The 16,903-nt window shown below is 67.5% G+C and carries 15 protein-coding genes, 1 tRNA gene and 1 pseudogene; 3 read left to right on the top strand and 14 right to left on the bottom strand.

Annotation, left to right across the window (positions count from 1 at the left end; all coding sequences use genetic code 11):
• Window positions 1–197: 197 nt before the first annotated feature.
• Window positions 198–983 carry a single-stranded DNA-binding protein gene (gene ssb, locus AB0F10_RS36700; protein WP_360636152.1) on the bottom strand — a complete coding sequence of 262 codons (786 nt, stop codon included), beginning with the start codon at window positions 981–983 and terminating at the stop codon, window positions 198–200.
• A 169-nt stretch (window positions 984–1,152) separates the two neighbouring features.
• On the opposite strand from ssb, the gene AB0F10_RS36695 reads away from it, so the two are divergent.
• The gene (locus AB0F10_RS36695; RefSeq protein ID WP_360636149.1) at window positions 1,153–2,160 is read left to right on the top strand and encodes an alpha/beta hydrolase; all 1,008 of its coding nucleotides are present in this window, start codon (window positions 1,153–1,155) and stop codon (window positions 2,158–2,160) included.
• A gap of 69 nt (window positions 2,161–2,229) precedes the next feature.
• Window positions 2,230–2,302: transfer RNA gene (locus AB0F10_RS36690), tRNA-Arg, on the top strand.
• 18 nt (window positions 2,303–2,320) lie between these two features.
• Here the strand turns inward: AB0F10_RS36690 and AB0F10_RS36685 are convergent.
• From AB0F10_RS36685 to AB0F10_RS36640, 10 genes and pseudogenes are all read right to left on the bottom strand, one after another.
• Complete coding sequence (locus AB0F10_RS36685) at window positions 2,321–3,454, bottom strand: tyrosine-type recombinase/integrase (protein WP_360636146.1); 1,134 nt, start codon at window positions 3,452–3,454, stop codon at window positions 2,321–2,323.
• 2 nt (window positions 3,455–3,456) lie between these two features.
• Complete coding sequence (locus AB0F10_RS36680) at window positions 3,457–3,627, bottom strand: helix-turn-helix domain-containing protein (protein ID WP_360636143.1); 171 nt, start codon at window positions 3,625–3,627, stop codon at window positions 3,457–3,459.
• A pseudogene (locus AB0F10_RS36675) lies at window positions 3,624–5,431 on the bottom strand (replication initiator). Before AB0F10_RS36675 ends, AB0F10_RS36680 begins: the two are co-directional and overlap by 4 nt.
• Window positions 5,428–6,012, bottom strand: a complete 585-nt coding sequence (locus AB0F10_RS36670; protein ID WP_360636140.1) for a DUF2637 domain-containing protein — start codon at window positions 6,010–6,012, stop codon at window positions 5,428–5,430. The pseudogene AB0F10_RS36675 and the gene AB0F10_RS36670 overlap by 4 nt, the downstream one beginning before the upstream one ends.
• Window positions 6,009–7,442 (bottom strand): FtsK/SpoIIIE domain-containing protein, encoded by a 1,434-nt coding sequence (locus AB0F10_RS36665; RefSeq protein ID WP_360636137.1) that lies wholly within the window; start codon window positions 7,440–7,442, stop codon window positions 6,009–6,011. The genes AB0F10_RS36670 and AB0F10_RS36665 overlap by 4 nt, the downstream gene beginning before the upstream one ends.
• Entirely contained in the window at window positions 7,433–7,759 is a 327-nt protein-coding gene (locus tag AB0F10_RS36660; RefSeq protein WP_360636134.1) for a hypothetical protein, read from the bottom strand. Before AB0F10_RS36660 ends, AB0F10_RS36665 begins: the two co-directional genes overlap by 10 nt.
• A gap of 92 nt (window positions 7,760–7,851) precedes the next feature.
• On the bottom strand, window positions 7,852–8,283 hold the full coding sequence (locus AB0F10_RS36655) for a hypothetical protein (RefSeq protein ID WP_360636131.1): 432 nt from the start codon (window positions 8,281–8,283) through the stop codon (window positions 7,852–7,854).
• Between the two features lie 285 nt (window positions 8,284–8,568).
• A complete protein-coding gene (locus AB0F10_RS36650; RefSeq protein ID WP_360636128.1) occupies window positions 8,569–9,063 on the bottom strand; it encodes a hypothetical protein in 495 nt (164 codons plus the stop codon).
• Between the two features lie 678 nt (window positions 9,064–9,741).
• On the bottom strand, window positions 9,742–10,473 hold the full coding sequence (locus AB0F10_RS36645; protein WP_360636125.1) for a GntR family transcriptional regulator: 732 nt from the start codon (window positions 10,471–10,473) through the stop codon (window positions 9,742–9,744).
• Between the two features lie 95 nt (window positions 10,474–10,568).
• A complete protein-coding gene (locus AB0F10_RS36640) occupies window positions 10,569–10,823 on the bottom strand; it encodes a hypothetical protein (protein ID WP_360636122.1) in 255 nt (84 codons plus the stop codon).
• A 794-nt stretch (window positions 10,824–11,617) separates the two neighbouring features.
• Between AB0F10_RS36640 and AB0F10_RS36635 the strand changes: the two genes are divergently transcribed.
• A complete protein-coding gene (locus AB0F10_RS36635) occupies window positions 11,618–12,949 on the top strand; it encodes a hypothetical protein (protein ID WP_360636119.1) in 1,332 nt (443 codons plus the stop codon).
• Here the strand turns inward: AB0F10_RS36635 and AB0F10_RS36630 are convergent.
• The 3 genes from AB0F10_RS36630 to AB0F10_RS36620 all read right to left on the bottom strand — a co-directional run bounded on the left by AB0F10_RS36630 (window position 12,930) and on the right by AB0F10_RS36620 (window position 16,712).
• Window positions 12,930–13,589 carry an HAD family hydrolase gene (locus AB0F10_RS36630; RefSeq protein WP_360636116.1) on the bottom strand — a complete coding sequence of 220 codons (660 nt, stop codon included), beginning with the start codon at window positions 13,587–13,589 and terminating at the stop codon, window positions 12,930–12,932. The genes AB0F10_RS36635 and AB0F10_RS36630 overlap by 20 nt on opposite strands.
• A 618-nt stretch (window positions 13,590–14,207) precedes the next feature.
• Window positions 14,208–15,917, bottom strand: coding sequence for a hypothetical protein (locus AB0F10_RS36625; protein ID WP_360636113.1), 1,710 nt, complete (start codon window positions 15,915–15,917; stop codon window positions 14,208–14,210).
• A gap of 501 nt (window positions 15,918–16,418) precedes the next feature.
• Window positions 16,419–16,712: a hypothetical protein gene (locus AB0F10_RS36620; protein WP_360636110.1), complete on the bottom strand. Its 294-nt coding sequence runs from the start codon at window positions 16,710–16,712 to the stop codon at window positions 16,419–16,421.
• Between the last annotated feature and the right edge of the window lie 191 nt (window positions 16,713–16,903).

The following is a 16,903-nucleotide window of genomic DNA, read 5'->3' as shown; positions in this document are numbered from 1 at the left end:
ATCGGCCGGCCGGCCCTCGGCCATCCGCACCGGGACCGGTGCGCACCGCCCGACCTCCCGTGCGGTGGCGGCCGCGGAGGTCGGCGCCGCGCGACGGTGTGTCGGCCGGGTGGATGGAAGGGAGGGCCGGTCTTGCGCCGCCGCCGCGGAACCCAACGGGGGATGCCGGTCCCGCAGCGACGGCAGCTCACAAAACATCAGGCGGGCACGGGCTGCCGCCGGCCGCCGCGACCGCGGGCGGTGCGACGCCCGCCGCCCTCGCCCGAGATCTCCGTCTCGGGCTCCCCGGAACGACCGGGCGCCCCCGGCGAACTGGACTCACCGGAGGCGCCCGGCTCCGCCGAAACACCGGGCTCGGCCGAGGAGGCCGAAGCATCGGGCTCGGCCGGGGAGCCGGGCTCCGCAACCTGCGGCATCGTCAGGTCGGTGTCGAACGGCTCGAGGGTGCCGCCACGCAGGCCCGCGACCGACGGGACCTCCTCGAACGTCGGCTCGTCGCCGTCGAGGACGCCGTCGCCGTACACGGTGGGAGCCTCCTCGTCGGAGACCAGCGCCGTCGCCTCGCCGCGGATCTGCCCCTCCGCCTCCACCGTCTCCACCGTGCTCGTCGCGGCGGCGGGCTTGTTACGCAGGAAGCGGCCGCGCCCGCGGGCCAGGTCGTGGCCGACCGACACCGCCTCCATCTCGTACGTGGTGCGCAGGTTGCCCTCGGCGTCGGTCCAGTCGCGGGTGAAGAGGCGTCCCGCCACGACGACCGGGTCGCCGACCGTGACCGAGGACGCCACCCCCTCGGCGAGGCGGCGCCAGCAGTTGACCCGTACGCGGAATTGGTTGCCGTCGACCCAGCGGCCGCTCTCCCGGTCCAACCGGCGGGCGGTCGACGCCACCCGGAAGTTGGCGACCAGGGTGTTGGTGCTGGTGGTGCGCCGCCACTCCGGCGCGGTGAGCACATTCCCGACAACAACGACGTTCGTCTCGAACACTGCTTCTCCTTCGACGTGGGGAATCTGGGAAGCAGCGTGCAGTGAATGCCCCGATGTCCGCTTCGAAAGCCGTTCTGGCCTGTGGATGGAGGGAGAATGTGGATAACGGCTGAAGATCGGTCGGGTTTGGTATAGCGCCAAGAACCCTACGCGTGGGTAACCTAACGGCGTGGAGACCGACGTCCTGGGCCTGCCGTACGAGCGACACACCATCGATCTAGGCACCGACGACGAGGGCGCAGTCATCGCGACCCTCGTCCGACGCCGCGGGGAAACCCCGTCGCGCCGCGCGGTGCTTTACGTGCACGGATTCGTGGACTACTTCTTCCAGACCCACATGGCCGACTTCTTCGTCGAGCGAGGCTGGGACTTCTACGCGCTCGACCTGCGCAAATACGGTCGCAGCCTGCTCGATCACCAGACGCCCAACTTCTGCCGCAGCCTCACCGACTACTACCCGGAACTGGACGAGGCGGTCCGGATCATCCGGGAGGTGGACGGCCACGACCAGTTGCTGGTCGCCGGGCACTCCACCGGGGGCCTGGTCACGTCGCTGTGGGCACACTCGAGGAGCGGCCAGGGCCTCGTCGACGGCCTGTTCCTGAACAGCCCGTTCTTCGACTTCAACGTGCCGTGGCTGCTCCGCAGGCCACTGATGAAGATCGTCGGCCGGGCCGGCCGGAATCCCTACCGGGCGCTGCCACTGAGCACGCTCGGCCTGTACGGGCAGAGTCTGCACAGCGACTACCGTGGCGAGTGGACGTATGACCTGGCATGGAAGCCGCTGGAAGGCTTTCCCGTGCGTACGGGATGGCTCGAAGCGATCAGGCGCGGCCAGGCCCGCCTGCGCGCGGGCCTGACCATCGACGCGCCCGTGCTCGTAGCCTGCTCCACGCGGACCTTCCGCGGCCGCGACTGGGCCGAGGAGGTCCGGGTCTCCGACGCGGTCCTGGACGTGGAACACATCGTGCGCTGGGCCCCCTGCCTGGGCCCGCGGGTGATGATCACCCGCTTCGACGGCGGGCTGCACGACCTCACCCTGTCCGGCAAGGATGTCCGCACCGAGGTGTTCCGCGAACTGGGCAGATGGGTGGACGCGTTCGTCCCGCCGAAGGGCACGCCGGAGGTCTCGGTGCCGCCCGCCCCGGAGGACAAAGCGGGCGCGACGACTCACTGACATCCCGCTCGACCGGGCGGCGGCGAAACTCTAGTATGTGCAGGCCAGCCCACCCTGTGGGCCGGTCAGGCGCCCGTAGCTCAGCGGATAGAGCAACGGACTTCTAATCCGTCGGTCGCAGGTTCGAATCCTGCCGGGCGCGCTTCTCTTCGCATGCAGGTCAGGGATGTTTCCGGCGCTTCGGCCGGACCGCGTCGAGGGCCGGACCGGTGTCCCCGGTCCGCATCTGGTCCGCATCCTCGCGGGTCGCTGCCTCGTCGAGACGGTCCGCGACCTGGTCCAAGTCGTCCTCGAAGAGGTCCGCATAGACGTCCAGCGTCATCGCCGCGGAGGCGTGGCCGAGCATCCGCTGAACAGCCTTTACGTTGGCACCCTCCGCCACGGCCAGGCTCGCCGCCGTGTGCCGGAGTTCGTGCGGCGTAAGGTCCGGGAGCCCTACGGCTTCCGCCGCGTGATCGAAGACGCGACGACGGAAGTTCGTGTTGCGCAGCACCCCACCTCCCGGCGAGGGGAAGACCAGATCTTCCGGCTTCCGGCCGGCGAGGTGCGCCGCGATCGGTTCGACCAGGAAGCGCGGCACGGGTACGGATCGCCGCTGGTGAGACTTCGGCGTCCCGAACACCGCCACGCCGTTGACCTCGGTGACCGACTCCGCGATCAGCAGCCGGCGGCGCACGAGGTCGACCCGATGTGCGCGCAGCGCGGCCAGCTCGCCCCAGCGCAAACCGGTGTACGCCAGCACTCGGATGATCAACCCGTGCGGCTCCGCAGCGTTGGCGAGCATGCGGACCTGGCCGTGCGTCAGGAAGATCTTCTCCGCACGGCTGACACGGGGCAGCTTCACCCCGGCCGCGACGTTCCGAGCCAGCCGACCGTCTTTGACTGCCAGGGTCAGGACCATCGAGAACACGCGGTGCGCCTGCCGGATGGTGGAGGGTGCGAGGTCGGCCTCAGCCAACCGGCGCACCCAGGCCCCGATGTCCGCGTGCGTCACTGCCGAAAGGGCGACGCGTTCCCAGACCGGAAGGATCTGGTTGCGCAACAGTCCCTCGTATCGCTGCCGGGTGGACGGCTTGAGCTGCACCTGGTCGCCGAGCCACCGAGCACCCCACTCCCCTACCGTGACCCGCGCCAGCGCCGGATCGACCCACTCGCCGCGAGCCTGCGCGGTCTTGACCGAGGCCAGCCATCGGTCGGCGTCCACCTTGCGGTCGAAGTGCCGCGCGTGCTCCTTGCCCGCCGCGTCGCGGTAGCGGGCGCGCCACTTGCCATCAGGCCGCTTCTTTGCGCACATGACTACGCCGCCTCATCCAGCCACGACTGCACATCGGACGGGTCATAGCGCAGGTGGCGACCCACCTTGCGGGCACGCGGCCCCTGCCCCCGGTGACGCCATTGGTAGAGGGTGCCGACCGGGATGCCGAGGTACTCGGAGAGGTCGGACACCGACCACAACCGCTTCGTCATACGTGGATCTCCTCTCGTACAGGGGCCGCCAAACCGGTTGCCGAAACATCGGCGGGTGGATCAGTGCCGTCGCGTTGCCGAGCGGCGATGAGTTGCGAGCGGCGCTGGATGCGCTGGGAGACGAGCCGCAGGAGGCGGTATTCCAGCGGTGGCAGGTCGACGTCCCCAGGTCGGGCGAGTTCCCAGGCGATCGGCGACGGCTTGACCGCCTGGTGGTCGGCCGGCGGCGCTTCCTCGGCGGTGTCCGAGAAGCCAAGCAGCGCTTTGACCCAGGCGTGCGCGTCGGCGCGGTGGTCGGCCAGGGTCTTGCCGGACCAGTTCCGCGACACCAGCACGCGCCGGCCGCCGATGCCCAGCGTGGTCTTCTGGTGCACCCGGCCCTTGCAGTAGCCCGGACGCAGCCGTCCGTGGGCCTTCTTGGGCTGCACGCCGTAGAGCAGCCAGTTGGCGCAGCGATCCGAACAGGGCGTGACCCGGAGCTGGTGCCAGAGCCGGTCGGCGTGGTCGCGTTGCGGGTCGCTGGTGATGGCGTGGCAGTCAGCCGCGGACTTGGTGACGTATTTGGTGATGTAGCCGATCGTGCGGCTCACGTCCTGGGCGCCGGAGTCGACACCCTTGGCCTTGACCTGCGGGCCGAACCGGGCGAGATGCGCCGGCTCGGCGTCCGGGTCGTCATCGATGGCGTCCAGGGCCTCATCCCAGTCGGGCAGCGACGATCGGTTGTCCGGGTCGACCCACGCATCCGCCTCGGCGTCGAAGACCGGCGGCCGATCGAACGGATAGCGCGGCGTCGCCGTGGACGGCCACCACACCTGGTGGTACGTCGCCACAGCGACCTGTTCCAGCACTGCGCGCGGAATGGTCCCCCGGATGGCGAAGTGCGCGTGCGGAGCCAGCCGCCGTTGCGGCTCCACGCAGCCGGCGTACTGCACGTTCCAGCCGACCGCCCGCCGTAGGTTCTGCCAGTAGCGGTCGAGCAGCCGAGGGAAGTGCACGGCGTCCCAGGCCGCGCGCCGGTAGTCGTAGCGCGACGGGTCGACCGGCGTACCCAACAGCGGGTCGTCGTCGGTGTGCCGGCGGCGGCAGGCACACGGCCGGCCAGCCGGGATGGAATGCACCGGGCCGTAGGTGTCGAGGGTCAAGGTCAACCACATCGACGGCTGGTGCGTGCTGCCGTCACGGCCCGCATAGGTACGCCCGACAGTGCGCGCCTGGACCTTCTGCCGGGGCAGATCCGGGACGCCCTGCCGCCGACGAGTCGACCGCACCCGGCGCGGCTGGTCGTCCTCAGCGTCCTCAACGCCGTGATGCGGTGGCGCGACGCGGCCCCGCAGCCCTTCGGCCGCGATGGCTTCCTCCACCTCCATAATGGCCTCATCCAGCTCCGCGATCTGGTCCCACTCGGCGTTGCGCTCGGCCTGAGCCCGATAGAACTCGAAGTGCGCCCGCAGCGAGATCAACGTCTTCTGGTCATCGGTCGCGGCGGCCGGCGGCGCAAGCGGTTCGTCGGTACGGTGCCAGCCCTCGCGGATCTGCACCTGCCGGTAGTGGCGTGCCCGCTTCGCGCAGGGCGGGCACTTGGCTTCCAGCGTGGCCCCGCAGGGCAGGTCGATCAGTTCCGTCGCCCGGTCGTCAGATCAGTGCGACGCAACGCGATTGGTCGGATACAGACGCCGTGTTCGACTGCGAGGTTCTTGAGCGCATCGACAGACCGAGGTAGGGCGAGGCGTGCGGCCCGCGAGCCCGGCCGGGAAGGATCGGCGGCCGGGACGGGCATCGGCAGCGGCAGGGTGGGTGCGGTCATCGGGTGGCCTCCGAGCCGGCAGGGGTGCCGTTGAGTCGGGTGAACGCTCCGGCGGGGACCGGGACGACCGCCGTCGGTCGAGGTGCCGGTTCCGGAAGGCGGATGCTCACGGCCGGGTGGTCGGCGACCGGAGCAGCGGCGGTGTCGACGGCCAGCGGCGCGCCGGCCACCGGGTGACCGGCCGCCGGGTGAGCGGTGACCGGCGTGGAGAGCACGAGCTTGACCAAGGCCATGAACGCCAGCGCGGGCACAGCCGAGAGCAGCCACCCGGACGCGCTGGGCTGCGCGACGGCGAGTTGCGCGGCCAGCGACAGCGTCGCTGCCGCGATGAGCAGGGTGAGGGGGTAGCCGATCGGGTCACCGGCCCGGCGCCGCCGCCGGATTACGAGGAACGCCGCGACCGGCACCAGCTCACTGATGACGGCGTTGACCCAGCCGAACGCGTCCGGTGTCCCGGTAGGGGCGTGGCGCATGGTCCAGTCGTGCACGTGGGTGAACGACGCCCACCCGGCCGAGGCCGCCACGGTCACGACGATGACGACCAGGACCACGGACTCAAGCCGATCGGCGCGCCCGGTCATGCCGCACCACCACCGGTGGCCTCGCCGTCGATGACCCGCAGCCGCCCGTACGTGTGGGCCATGTCGCGGATGTGGTCGTCTTCGAGGAACGAGAACCGGACCCGCATCGGCGTCGGATCGCCCTCCAGCGCCACGTAGCCGACACCTGGTTGGGTCTGCGGGATGCGGTCGCACAGGGCACCACGGTCGCGCATCCCGTCGCCGAGGACCATGTCCACCTCGGCCGGCTCAGAGAGCCGCAGCCCGATCCGGGTCGGGAACAGCCCGCGCGCGGGCAGGACTTCCTTACGCGGGTCCTGGATCGCGGCGACCACGTGCACGCCGACCGCCCGGCCCTGGGTCAGCACGATGCCGAGCGCCGCCTTGATCCGGTCCTTGAGCTGCCGTTCGGTCAGGTAGGCGGTCAGGTTCGCCAGCTCGTCGATCACCAGGACGATCAGCGGATCAGCCAGAGTGGGGGTGTGCTGGCGGGTCGCGCCGGCCAGCCGGGCGGCCCGGTCCTGCGCCGTCGAGGCCGCCTGTTCGATCATCTGCGCCATCTCGGCGAAGTCCCGCGAGGCGAACCGGGCGAACATCGGCCGGCCGATACCCAACTCCATGCCACCCTTCGGGTCCAGCCCCCAGAGCTGCACCAGCCCCGATCCGACACCGCCGGCGAGCGAGCGCACCAGGGACCAGATGACCGAGCCCTTGCCGGATCCGGTCGCCCCGACGATGAGGATTTGAGTGCCGAACAGCCGCAGCTCATACGGCGCCCCGTCCTCCCGGACGCCGAGAGTGAGGGCCGTGAAGTCCGGAGCAGCGGTCACGGCCGGGGGCGCCACAACACTGTGGAGAGTGTCGCCGCGCAGCAGGACCAGGACCACGGTGCCGAACGCGTCACCAGCGATGGCTTTGACTTGCCGGACCCCGAAGGTGTGCGCGAGCCGTTCGGAGGCCTTGGCGAAGTCGTCGGGGATCTGCCCGGTCACCATCCGCACGACCACGACGTCGGACCCGGCCCGGCACCGCACCCGCTTGAGCACCGGAATGATCGTCTGCCCGTCGTAGGAGACGGCGAGTTTCGCGGTGACCATCGCCGCAGTCCAGCGCCGCCGGTACACGAACCGCCGCCACCGGGCCAGCACCGGATAGCAGCCGAACCGCAGACACGACGGCCGATGTCCGAACCACCACGCCGCCCCAACGGCCGCCACACCGCCGGCCAATGAGACCGGCCCCTGCCAGTCGAACCGGAGATACAGCCAGGTCAGCAGGGTGGCCGGCAGGGTCACGTACCAGAACCGCACGTACGCCGCGGCCAGCCAGTACAGGGCCTTGACCGTCTGCCACAGCACGAGAAGCCAGATCGGCAGCCGCAGCACCGGCGTCCGCACCGTGAACGGCGCGGTCGGGACCGCCTCCCCCCGGATCACGTTGATCAGCGGCATCCCCCGGCCCCCTTGCTGCGTGCGGCATTGAACCGGTCGAGGTCAGCGAGGAACCGGCGGATGTTGTCGAGACGTTCGGCGTCGCTCGCGTGGAGCATGTCGGCCCAGGCCTGGATCCGGCCCATGGTCTCGGCATACCGATGAGCGACCTCCCACACGTCCGGCACAGGCTGCGCATCCGCGCTGCTGGGCCGGTCGCAGCTGGGGCACTTGTCGGCGTCGGGCGGCAATGCGGAGAGCAGGCCGCAGCCGCCGCAGGTACGCCAGACCGCGCGGCTCGACGTGGTGATGCGGGCAGCGTCGTTTACCGTGGGCATCTCAGCCCTTCCTGTTCGAGGGTTGCGGTTGAGCGCCGGGGGCGGGGAAGTCTCTTGCCGGAGGAATCCCGCCCCTGACGCGCTTCGAAGGCTCACGCGGCCTTCGGCTTCGCCGCCTGCTGCGGTTCCGTCATCGCGGACGCGCGGACCGACCACGCCTGCCGCGCCCGGCACTTCGCGCCGTTGCCCTTGCACTTCTGCGAGTCCACGTACGGCGTGAGCGTCACGTCGGTGAACTCCACCAGCGGCGGATAGCCCGGCACAGTCGACGTGGGCGGCACGGGCTGGTGAGCGGCGACGACCTTGACCTTGAGTTCCTTCGACGCGCCGAACTTGCCCGCCTCCGGGTCCAGGTCGAGAACCTTGACGAGCCACACGCGCTCGCCGGTCTCTTTGTCGCGCAACTGATCGTCGTCCTGGCCGCGCCTGTCGAAGTCGGTCGCTGGCTCCACGCCCAGGCACAGCGCACCGTGCGGCGCGACGTACTCCCACGGAACCGGGATCTTGATCGAGCTGGGGATCATCGACTACTCCAGCATCTAGGTAAGACGTCAACTCGTCTTATCAAGATGCTTCAGGGGTAGATCGACCCGTAACTCGTATTGTCGAGTTATTGAGTGATCCAGGTCACTCCTGGGTAGAACGACCGCAATCTTGGGAGAAGCAACGAGATCTAGGCGTCTGTCCGTGGACGTTGGTGACGCGCTTTAGATCTTGAGGTGGGTGAGGACCTCCGGGCTAGGTCAGGGTCGCCGAACGTTCTGCATCGCCCATGAGGTCCCCGTGCGCCGCCGTTCATCCAGCGGTGGTCAGGACCGCACCTTCACGGTGTCGTACGCGCGGACGATCTTCGTGTGCCAGCCGTCCTCACGCCAGTACCGGACCTTGGCCGTGGCCTTCCAAGTCCCGGTCTTCCGCTGCACGAACGTCTTCCTTGCGTCGAACACAGCGATGTCGGAGCTTTCGCAGTAGGCGCGGCACCGGGACTGTGCCGAGCCTTTATACCCGAAGTGCGAACTTCCGGCAGGCCGGAAGTAGAACCGGATCCGTACCGGCGCGGACCCCTCCCAGCCATCGGAGGCGCGTGCCTTCAGAGTCACCTTTCCGCCTTTGCGGACGGGCTCAGGGGACGCGTTGAAGTCCATGTACGGCGGCTCGGGATATTCGGCAGCGTTCACGCTGGCAGCACGAGCCACCGCCCACGCTACCTGCGGTGCAGGAGCAGCGCCCGCCACTGACGCCATCGTCAGCATCACTCCAACCGCCACCATGCACGCTGTCACCAAGGTTCCCAGTCGTCTCATCTGTGCCTCCTACTCGGCAGTTAGGTCCACAGACTCAGTCGGCAGGGCCACACCCGACCTGCGGCAATCGCAGCCGTCGGAGCCCCTCCTTCGGCCGGTCAGATGCCGCGGCCACGCAGTTCGCACAGGGCCCAATCCTTCATGGTCAGCGTCATCACAAACAGGCCATCCATACCGGCGGTGACGCGGACGAGCCGCATGCCGGCCAAGGCTCCGGGTCCGTAACGCGAACGGTGTTTCTGGCATGCGGTTAGTAGTGCTCGGCGGCCTGCCAGCGGTCACCGAACGTGATGGCGGGAGTATTCACCCTCACCGAGAAGGACCCCTACCCTCCCTGACCGCCATCTCAGGCGCTGGGAGCCGGTGATGACGCACCGCGGCACAGGGCAGCGCTCGGTGCGGCTGTCCCGAGGTGGAGTCACAGAACTCGCAACCGCCGGCGACGGAACGGCCCGCGGTGTCATCGACCCAGCCGGCTGCTTCGAGCGCGTAGAGGGCTCCAAGCAGCAGCCGCATACGCTCCGATGCTTCATGGTTCAGAGGGGCTGTCGCATAGGGCATCTCGTTGAGGCGACTCAAAACTGTGTAGGCGCTGGTGTCTCCCATGCATCGATGATGCCCATTGCCAGACTTGAGTCCAATGTTGATCACCACGTGCGTTACCGCGGTCTGTCTACCTCAGCCGAGAGGGAAGACGTCCTCTAGCTCGTGCCGGCTGGACGGGATCAAGATGTCGACGGCGAGGAGCGGTACGCCGGCTGAGTCGCACACGGTCAGCAGGAGCGTGAGCAGGGCGTCTCGCTCGGGTAGCTCAAGGAGCCTTGCCTCTTCGGGTGTCGCGATGCGTGCAGAAACCCGCTCGACAACGTGATCCAAGGTGACGCCCGCCCGGTCGGCCAGGTGTGACAGGACGCCGCCGGTCAAGGGCTCCTGCGCAGCAACGTCTGAATCGGTGGCCAGCGCGGTAGGCACGTAAACCGTGGACAGCTCGACAGGGCCGACACCGGCGACGCGCATGAGACGCCGCCGGGCGATGACGGCCGCGCCTTCCGGGAGTCGCAATGCCGCCGCCGCGCGAGGCGGGGCGGCGACCTCGCCGGCTTGCAGGATGGTGACGTCACCGACCTCCGTGGCGTTCAAGAGGGCGGTGGTGTGCGCGGGGAGGGCGCGTGATTCGGTGGCGGGCCGGTCGCGCACGGTTCGTCCTTTGCCGTGCTGGGCGTCGACCCAGCCTTGCTGGCGAAGGATCTCCATCGCCCGGACGACGGTAGGGCGAGAGACGCTGAACTCTTGGACCAGCTGCGATTCGCTGGGCAGCGTGCTGCCGATCGCGTAGGTGCCGTCCTGGATCCGCTGCTGGATCGCGTTGATGATGGTGATGTATTTCGGTGGAGTGACCTCGATCGGCACCCGGCCCACCTGCCCGCATAGTTGAAGAGACGACTACTTGTCTTAGCAAGAGGCTAGGTGGTGGCCGGCCGTATTGTCGAGCCGGGCCGGACCTGTCACCGCTTCGGAGGGTGCTGACGCAGGGCTGCCACCCGGACCAGCGCCTCGCGCTCGGGGCCTTCCTGGCCGTAGTTGTAGAGGGGTACGCCGATCAGGCGAACCCACTCCAAGCGTGGGACTTCCTGCGGCGTGACGGTCATGGCCGTTATGCGCATCGTTAGTACGCCGAGGCCGTAGCAGTAGTCGGCCTCGGGTATCTCGATCAGATCGCCGACCTGGACCAGCGGGGCCGGTCGCTGCGTGGCGCTCATCGCAGACCGCACGATCGGGACGCCTCGTTACCGGCCCCGGTTGTTGTCATCCGACCTTGGAGGCGCCGCCGGCTTGCCGTGACCAGACCGACGATCGCGAGGCGGCGGGTCGTACACGGGTACCTGCGGCGCGGTCGGCATGTCAGGCAGAAGCCGTCTGCGCCACGCGGATGGTCGGTGAGCAGCTGGCAAGCGAGCCGCCACACCAGACTTCGCGCCGACTCGGACAGGGGATACCGCGCTGAGTTGCAGTAGTCGTGAGATCCGAGTCCGCTCATGTGAGGCCACTCCCTGGGTGGTGAGGGGCACCGAGGCGGACGGCGATTACCGCCCGAAGTTCGGGGAGAACGGCTGGCTACGCAGCGTCCGCCCCGGTGCCGGCTGGACGGATCAACGGCGTCATGGGGAAGGCCCCTGTCGCCGCGCGGACCCGTTGATTCATGAGCGACAACCGGACGGCTGAGCCGCAATCTCTCCGGTGCCGACGCAGTCGAGGCAGCCGCCCTGGGCCACGGCGACAGGCCGCTCGGCGACCGGGACCACGCGGAAGGCGGTCACGACCTTCCACCCCCTGCCCTCGCAACGCGGGCATGGCTCGGTGGGCGGGGACATCCCGAGACCACCACCGCGGAAGGAGACCGCGTCTTCGTCCGCTCGTGAGGTAGTCGACGCAGCCCCGTTGTCACTCATGCCACGAGAGTGACCGACTCCACATAAGACAAGAAGGCCGTCAAGAGGACTTAGAGAGGACTTTTCAAGGTCACAAGTGCCAAATTCCCGAAGCAGAGTCCTGCATGAGAACCACTCTGTTCTACCGTGGTGAGGAGTTGATCCCACCCGAGGAGGCACAGCGCGTGACTCAATCATCCGGCAACACCCGGCTCAAGGCCGCCCGCCAGCACGCCGGCTATGCCTCTCAGCAGGCGTTCGCTAATGCACTCACTCAAGCTGCCCCGCGCATCGGCCTCGGCGCGATGGAAGTCAGCGTGCGCCAGATCCGCAGGTGGGAGTCACCGGCGCCGCCCTGGCCACGAGCCGACCACCAGCGGCTTCTCGTTCACGCGTTGCAGATGCCGATCGAGCAGCTCGGCTTCACTGCCCCGTGGCAGAACTCCGAACCGGCAGCCAGCCAAGCACCCTCTAACGCGCAGCCCGCTCCGTCTGCGGTCCCTGCCGGCCTTCCCCTGCCGCAGCCGACCGCCGCAGTGCAGCCGCCCACCATCGGAGCCGACTACACCACCATCACGGTCGCGCACCGCCGGCTCTACTGGAGCGTTCAGCCCGCGCACCTGCACCCCACGGTTGCTGAACACACGCGACTCGGCCTGCACCTGCTCGCAGAGACGACCGGCGTCGCCCGTCGTCTACTCGCCACCGCCCTGGCCGAATCGTTGCTGCTCGCCGGACGTATCGAGTTCTTCGACCTGCGCCAGCCCGACGAGGCCGACGCCACCTACGTGCGCGCTTTGCAAGCCGCCGGCGAAGCTAACGATCCGCTCCTGGGCGCGGCGATCCTTGCGCACGCCGCGTTCATCCCCGGCTGGGCGCAGCACCGCGACGAGGCCGCCGAACGCCTCCGGGCCGCCCGAACCTATGCCCGCCGCGGCCCGGCCTCTGCTGAGTTCGTCGCATGGATCGACGCCGTCGAGGCCGAGTGCGACACCCGCTGCGGACACCCGAAGGACGCCCTGCGTGCCATCGCGCACGCCGAGGACATCCTCACCACCGGCAGCGAACACCGCTCACCCGAGTGGTTCACCTGGTTCTCCCCGGTCCGGCTGGCCGCGTTCAAGGGCAACACCCAGCTCAAGGCGGGCCGCTACGCCCAGGCCCACGACACCCTCACCGCGGCCCTGGAAGCGCTGCCCGCCGACGAGGGCAAACAGCGCAGCGTCATCCTCGGCGACCTGGCCGCCGTCGAGGTCGCCCGCAAGCACCCCGACGAGGCCTGCGCCCACGCTCAGGCAGCGCTCGACCAGCTCGGCATCACCTGGTACGCCACCGGCATGGAACGCATCCGGGAAGTCCGCCAAGGCTTACAGCCATGGGCCGACACCGAATGCGTCCGCCAGCTCGACGACCGGCTCTACGGCTGGCAGACCACCCTCAGCGCGCTTCGTCGTTGAACGCCGCGATCCGCTCGGGCAGCTCGGCCAGCGACGCGATCCGCATCGTCGTCAACCGGTCTGCCTCCGGATCGGTCTGCTGGATGGTCGCCCACGGACCCCGAAGGATCAACGCCGTCTTGAAGCCCGCCGCGACTGCGGGCCGGATGTCGTTGTCCAGCCGGTCACCCACGTACAACGTCTCCGCCGGCCCGTACGGAGTTTCCTTCGCCACGGCGTCGAAGAAGCCAGTGTCCGGCTTCGAGACACCCCAGTCATCCGAGGTCGCGACCATGTCAGTGGGGAGATCCATCGAACGCAGCAGTCCGCCGGCCCGCACCGTCTGATTGCCCGCGATCCCCACCCAGAGGCCAGCTCCCCGCAGGGCGGTCAACGCCGGACGTACGTCCGAGTAGAGGTCTTCCTCACCGAACCACTCTGGCTTGCCCGCAGCCGCCCGCTTCTCCCGCTCCTCGTTCAGATCGAAGCCGGGCCGGAACACCTGGAATGTCTCGCGGTAGTCCTGACCTCGCGCAATCACCGCTCCGAAGACTGCGGAGAAGGTGTGACGAGGCACCCCGAGCCAGTCCGCCCAGGTGCCGTACTCCCTCGCCTCATTGACCAGACACTCACCGACGTCAAACACCACCGCACGGATCATGGAGCCGAGTTTAGCCGCCAGCCGCCGGGGCGATTCGGTCGATGACTTTCAATGCGGCAGCCGTAGCGGCCTCGCCGCCCGGAGTCGGAACTTGTTGCACCTGTGCGGGTCGGTTCAAACTTCCTGTACGTCTCTCAAGGCGGCCCTAAACGGGCCGCTCACGCCGCCGACCAGGGCGTCATGACCGCCGCCTGGAACCGGGCGGCGGCGGCCATGCCAACGCCCGTCGGCTGGCGTGAAGTACGGACAACCACGGGCCGCAGCGACGACTGGCGACGGGGTTGAGGCGTGTGGCAGCAGCCGACCGGCCCGGAATGACTGACGCGGACGAGCTGCCCGCGTCAGGCCGTAGCGCGCGGCGGACTGGATGCGCAGTTGCGGGTCACTGCGCCTCCGGCGGGGGCGCTCCGGCTCCGGGATGGCCGCCTACCCGTCACCCGCGGCCCCGGGCAAGCCGAGCAGACCCCCGCCGGCGCCCACCGGCCTGGGTGCCTAGCGTCAAGGCCGTCTTGACGCGGCGGGCGCCGGCGGAGGCCCGCTCCCCGGAAGGCGGGTCGAGGGTGACGGGATGGCAGTCGGTCTATCCTGCGGCGTCGCAGAATCAGCAGGCAGGACGACTCAGTCGCTGTTGGCTTTCGATCCTTTCGCGAGCTGATCCCGAATCAGGCTTGTGATCGCTTCGAGGCAAGCGGTCGCACGCGCCACCACGGATTCGAAGGCCTCCACGTTAGAAAGATCTGTTATCTCAAGCGCTGCTGCAGCCTTGGCTTTTCCGGATCCAGCGAGATGCGCAATTCCACCCCTTGACCGAAAGCCTTGAAGGTCTCGCAAAATTGCCGTCACATCGGATTCGTCACCGAGTTGCTGTGTGTATCTCTGAAGGAGGCGAAGAGACTGTTCGCCTTTCTCGTAGGTCGAAAGGTGAGCCTTCAGGGGTGCGGGATCAATGCCGTCTGCAAGGACTTTGGTTAACAGAAGAAGGGGTTGTCCCAAGGCTGACGGGTCATCGGTCAGGGGTCCGATAAGCGACTCGAACTCGGCTTGTACGTCGTCTGCGAGTGGCTTCCAAATAGGAGCGCCGAGTAGTTCGGCAGAAGCATCCGCTGCGCGTTGCCGTGCGCGACGAAGGTCGCCCACAACATCCTTTGAACTAGCCCATTGGGCGAGGAAGTCTCGTCGGAAACGACCTTCATCCATGGTGCCTTCTGGAGGAACGTTATAGGTCCTCCAGTGCCCCCATTCATCCGATGGCAAATCTCGCCCCAGGTCGCCGAGATAGACCTCGACCAGCCCGGCGCTATTGAACGAAATATCGATTCCCCATAAATCCAGGCACGATAGCCGCGCGGGCGAAAGTCGGTATCGGCCTGGCTCTGCTGCGTAAGGCTGTAGTACCTCACGTTTGAAGTAAACAGGCGTTAGATAGTGAAGTCGCGTACCGTCCTTGTCGAAATATGTTCCAAGCTGATCGGGATCGCATGTGTGTGTGAGTGGCTCGCCAGTCTCTGAGTCGAGCCCGTAGATAAAGGTCGGATACTCGCGATCCTTCCCGCGAGATTCGAAGCGAGGCGCACGCGAATTCCGGAGGCCGGTAATGAGGTACTGCCCCAACAGGCGGGAGTAGGCTGGACGATCCCCCATAGCTGTTTGATGCAAGATGTGAATATCAAAATGAGCCCATACATCACTAAAACTTGAATCCACACGATCGAACTTCGGAGATGCTACTTTGGGAACAATGTCAACCTGAATCACGGCAGCCTTTCCGCAGGCTGCCAAAAACTGACGTAGCTCTAGCGCTCTAACTTCAACCTTCCAGCTATCCGCCGTACATTCCCAGCGAACGAGGTCTTGCTCCCTGCCCGCCTCGTTGAGGTATCTATATCCGTTGCTTACGGGGAATGCATCCCAGTACCAAAGAAACGGGAACGTGATCTCAACCGTCGGCATCGAAGACCCGCTAGCTCTGCGCGCCTGGCCAAAAAATGCTAAATTAGCTTCGCGTTCGGACGATGTCAGCCCGCTTTCGAAACCGCCATCGTCCCAAACTGCGGTTCTTCCGAGATCTCTCCCAATCCATGAAGTTCCTTGCAATGCAATAGCAGCATCGTCGGCATCGACCAGAACGCATCCTCTGCCGCCGTGCTTCTCATTGGTGAAGAAGTGCTCATCAATGACGAGCCAGCCGTTCGGGTTTCTCGTTACTGTACGGAGATCGTCGACTGGCCACAATTCCTCGGGATAGTTCCCATCGGGTCTTGTCCATACGTCAGCCAAGGTGTTCCCTTGAAGTGGATCAATGAAGCCGGGGACCGATGGAATGCTCATGACTGGACGATATAGCTAGGCGGGTGGGCGGCGACAGGTCGGGCAAGATAGCTGATCATCCAGCGGTGTTGGAGCCGCCTCTGAACAGCAACCGGGCTGGACGAGGGCGGTCAGTGCGGGCTGACGGCGGACTACCGTCCGCGGTCACGGACATCGAGGTGCCGCACCAGGCGGCGCGCACAGAACTTACAAGCGAGAGGGCATGGCAAGTTCGGCGGCCGTGCAGAGTAGTTGCAATGATCTTGCACGATGGGATCCGGACGCTGTGCGCCTGCGCTGGTCGGGATGGGTGTAGGCATTGGGATACACCTCCATTCCTAAACCGCGTGTCGCTCGCGCTTTGGTTCGAGGACTGGTTCGAGGTAGCACTACTGCCGAATTCATCTTTTCTGAATCAAGGCGCCGCGCAAGCGCGGCGCACCGTGACCGCTCGCGCTCGGCCTGCTGGCGGCCTTCGGCCGGCATCGGCCGGCGCGGCGGTCCGCACCCGAAGCCGGCTCTCTAATCCACTGCGCCGTCGACGACGTGGACGTGATCCAGGCCTGGAGAGAATCCGCCGACATGACTGGGCGTGCCGTGGTGGGGCTTGCTCGGCGTGAAGCGTCGTCGCGCTATCGCCCAGTCGTAGCAACCTTCGCCGACGGGGTACTCGCTGAGAATGCCGGTGAGGCGGTGCTGCGCCACCCAGGCGAGTCCATCCGCACGCGATGCGAAGACTCCAGACGCGAAGCGCGCTGTCTCGGCGTGAAAGATCCACACCGCAACGTCCGGCCGAGTCATCTGTTTGTCGCGCACCGACGCAGTTTGCCATCTCGCGGTGGCACGGGCATTCAAGATTGCCTCCGGCGAGGGCGCTCGGGCTTCTGGGATGAGGGGTGCCATCCCGTCCACCGTCGACCCAGACAGAGCCGAGCCGACCTGGCTCAGGGCGCCAAGGTCGTTCGTCCGGTAGGGCGCTCCACCCTGGCTCAGGGCGCCAAGGTGGA

This window comes from Actinoplanes sp. NPDC026623 (assembly GCF_040638275.1).
Classification (GTDB): Bacteria; Actinomycetota; Actinomycetes; order Mycobacteriales; family Micromonosporaceae; genus Actinoplanes.
This window is presented reverse-complemented; position numbering and strand designations above follow the sequence as displayed.